General features: G+C 57.5%; 3 protein-coding genes. 1 reads left to right on the forward strand and 2 read right to left on the reverse strand.

Annotated features, from left to right (window positions below; genetic code table 11):
* Positions 1–1123 (reverse strand): PAS domain S-box protein (locus Q7O77_RS16115; protein ID WP_304169675.1); only part of this gene is annotated, 1123 nt, incomplete at its 3' end.
* A 153-nt stretch (positions 1124–1276) separates the two neighbouring features.
* Positions 1277–1822, reverse strand: coding sequence for an RNA polymerase sigma factor (locus Q7O77_RS16120; RefSeq protein ID WP_304169677.1), 546 nt, complete (start codon positions 1820–1822; stop codon positions 1277–1279).
* Between the two features lie 303 nt (positions 1823–2125).
* On the opposite strand from Q7O77_RS16120, the gene sctW reads away from it, so the two are divergent.
* Positions 2126–3239, forward strand: a 1114-nt coding sequence (gene sctW / locus Q7O77_RS16125; RefSeq protein WP_304169679.1) for a type III secretion system gatekeeper subunit SctW, incomplete at its 3' end; no start/stop codon positions are given.

Here is a 3239-nt window from a genome sequence, read left to right on the forward strand (position 1 = left end):
GGCGGACAAAGTCATCCCGCAGCCATTCCAGCGCCAGCGTCAATCCCATATCCAGCACGTTAGGACGCAGCCGCGTCGCCACATTCCGCACAACCTGGATAGTCTTATCGGATAGCGCCATCAGATTCTGTAATGGCGTCAACAGCGACGGGTTTTCTTTAGCGAACTGCATGCGTAACAAAGACAGGCTGATGCGCATGGAAGTGAGATGCTGTCCCAGCTCATCATGGATCTCCCGGGCGATATGCTTACGCTCCTCCTCCCGGGAGATCTCGCGCTGGCGCGTCAGGAGCCGTAGCTGACTGTGGGATTCCTCCAGCCTTTTCTCCGCGTAACGAATCGCGGAAATATCGCGGCCGACGGTGAGAATCGAGGTCAGCTGGCCGTTCTGGCCAAACTCCGGCACGCAACGGATATGGTGAACGGCGCGCGGTTTATCGCCGATATCCTGCGTACTCTCCTCCAGCTCCCCTTCCACGCTGCTCTGCGTATCCATGACCAACTGCACTAACTGCTGAATGCGCTGCGCGCAGGGGGCGTCAGGCAGAAGATCCGTCAGCTTACGGCCGAGCAGTTGATCGGCGCTGAAGCCCAGATGAGCCAGCGTAGCCGGATTTGCATATTGGCAGGTCATTTGCGGACCAAATCGGACGATCAGATCCGGCGTGTTTTCGACCAACGCCCGGAACTCCTGTTCGCGGGAATAGGCGATATGTTCGATGTGTTTGCGCTCCCGAATATCGCGCACGACGCACATGCTGTATTTTTTGCCTTTGTGTTTGAAGTGGTTAACGCTGACTTCGACCGGGATAATCGCGCCGTGTCGGCTTCTGTGCTGAGTTTCGAACGTCAGTCCACGCTTCCAGCCACGCTCATCGCGCCAGCTGTGTTGAATCAACTCCGCGCTCCGGCAAGGATCAATATCCCGTATGTACAACGTCTGAAACTCCTGCGGGCTGTAGTGCAGCACCCGGCAGGCTTCCGCATTGGCATAGCAAAACTGGTTGTGCTCATTGACGATGTAGATCGCGTCTTTGATGCGGCTGAACGCGAACGCGACCAGTTCCATCGGCGGAACCTCCTCGGAGTGAAGGGATTGAGGGGACCTTGGGGGGTATAACATAGCCATCTCCATGCTGTCGCAGATCTGCCCGGACCCCGACTCGGCGCCACGGGCAGTACGGAATTACAGTCATCTCGTGACGACATGACCTGTAACCGGGTAATCAAACTGAATGACAAGTTGTTCTCTTTTGCCGCGAGGTCAAAGATAGGCTCAGGCGTCTACGGCCTGGCGGAGGAAGCCTCTGGCACGGGAAAGGCGCGATCGCACCGTACCGATCGGCATCCCTAATCGTGCGGCAATATCCTGATAGCTGGCATCGGCGTCAATCAGCATCACCAGCATGTGACGGGTGTCATCCGGTAAATGCGTACTCGCCACCAGCACACGGTGCAGGACATGGCCACATTCGATGATTCGGCTGGGATCGTTATCGCAGGAAAGCTTCTCCAATTCGTCCTCGCTGACTTCACAAGCGTGGGATTTCGCTTGCTTGTAGTGGTTGCGGACGAGGTTCAGCGCAATGCCGAATACCCACGTTTCCGGACGCGAGGCGCCAGCGAATTTTTCGCGATTTCTCAGCACCTCCAGATAGGTCATCTGCTGCAAGTCTTCCACATCCTCTTTGTTGGCCACGCGTTTACGAATGAAATTCTGCAGGCGTTTGCCATGCTGCCGAAAGACCTGCTCCCAGTCTACAGCCTCAGGATGTGATTCAAGCGAGCAGACCTTTTCCGGTGACAAAACGATTGTTTCCATTTGCTGGTTCTCCATGATTGCGCCGTGATTGGCGCAGAGGAGATAGCAAGCCGTATGCCACCGAACTTCATCACATCAACTCCTTGTTTTAACGCTATTTTCGATTTTGAAAACGACGCTCTCGCGCCACATTTTGCCAGGGCGAAACCACTAAAATGCAAATGATTGCAATCACAACTGTCATCACTGGTCCGTTTTTTTACGGACAAAGTGACGGTAGGCACCACGGAGGGAACCAGATTTCTCTTAACGCCACATAACCCCATACCTTTAATGAAAAGATGGATTCAGGCAGGACAGAATATGGTTGCCATCCCCCCTCTCTCTTCGACGATGACCAATGCGACGACGCCCCTGAACGCCCCCGTTGACGAACAGGAACCGACCGCCGCGCCCGCCCAACCTCCGTTGCCGAAGGCTTCTCACGACAAAGCCCTTCACGACAGCATGGAGGAAGTCTCGGCCGCTTTCGGCGAACAGATGGAACGCAAGAGCAAGTCGCTCAACCGCAGGCAAATCAGCCAGACGCAAAGCCGTATGGAAGCGAACATCGAGCGAATAGAGAAACTGACCGAGCTGTTCCAGCTGTTGGAAAATCCCCGGCAGCCGACGCTGGATCAGCAGATGCGGAGAATGCAGAGCCTGATGCTGCAAACGCCCCCAGCGTCGGTCGAGGCATTGGTACAGGCGGCGGGCGGCGATGCCGCGCGCGGCGATATCGTTTTACGTCATGTGCTGGCGCAGGCCCGGGAACAGCGCGATCCGACGCTGGAACAGGCCGCGCTGAACAGTCTGGAGCGGCTGCAACAGGAAAAAGGTCCCGAGGTGCGCGCCGGGCTGAATACGGCCGCTGCAATCTCTCTGTTCAGCACCGATCCGCAGCAGAAACAGATCCTGCGCGAGCTTTATTACGAGCGCATCGTTCATCAGCAGTCGCCAGGCTCGCTGCTGGACGCCCTGTTGGAACGCTTTGACGCCCAGCACTTTGCGGCGGGTCTGCGAACGCTGCAACGGGCGCTCGCAGACGACATCGCCTCACTGGCTTCCTCCATTTCGAAGACCGCGCTGAGCCAGATGCTGAAACATCTCAACGATGCGCGTCAGCTGAGCCATACGCTGTCGTCCAGTCAGCAACTGCTGGAACATGACGCCCACCGCTTCCCGGCCGCAACGCTTGGCGCGGTGGAGCTGACGCGACGGCTGATCGGCCTGAGCGCCAATGGGGCCTATGTCCGCGATTTACACAACCTGGGGCGGGAAGTCGCCGGACAACACGCACAGCGCCAGTTGCTGTTTTTCAACGCCCTGCTGCGGCTGGTCGGCGGACTGCCGCAGACGTTATGGCGGGACAGCAAACACCGCCACACCGCGCTGCACCTGATCCGCGGTCTGATCGGCGACCTGTCCCGGCAAGAAG

Origin of the sequence: Lonsdalea britannica, assembly GCF_946477055.1 — a bacterium.
Lineage (GTDB): Bacteria > Pseudomonadota > Gammaproteobacteria > Enterobacterales > Enterobacteriaceae > Lonsdalea > Lonsdalea britannica_A.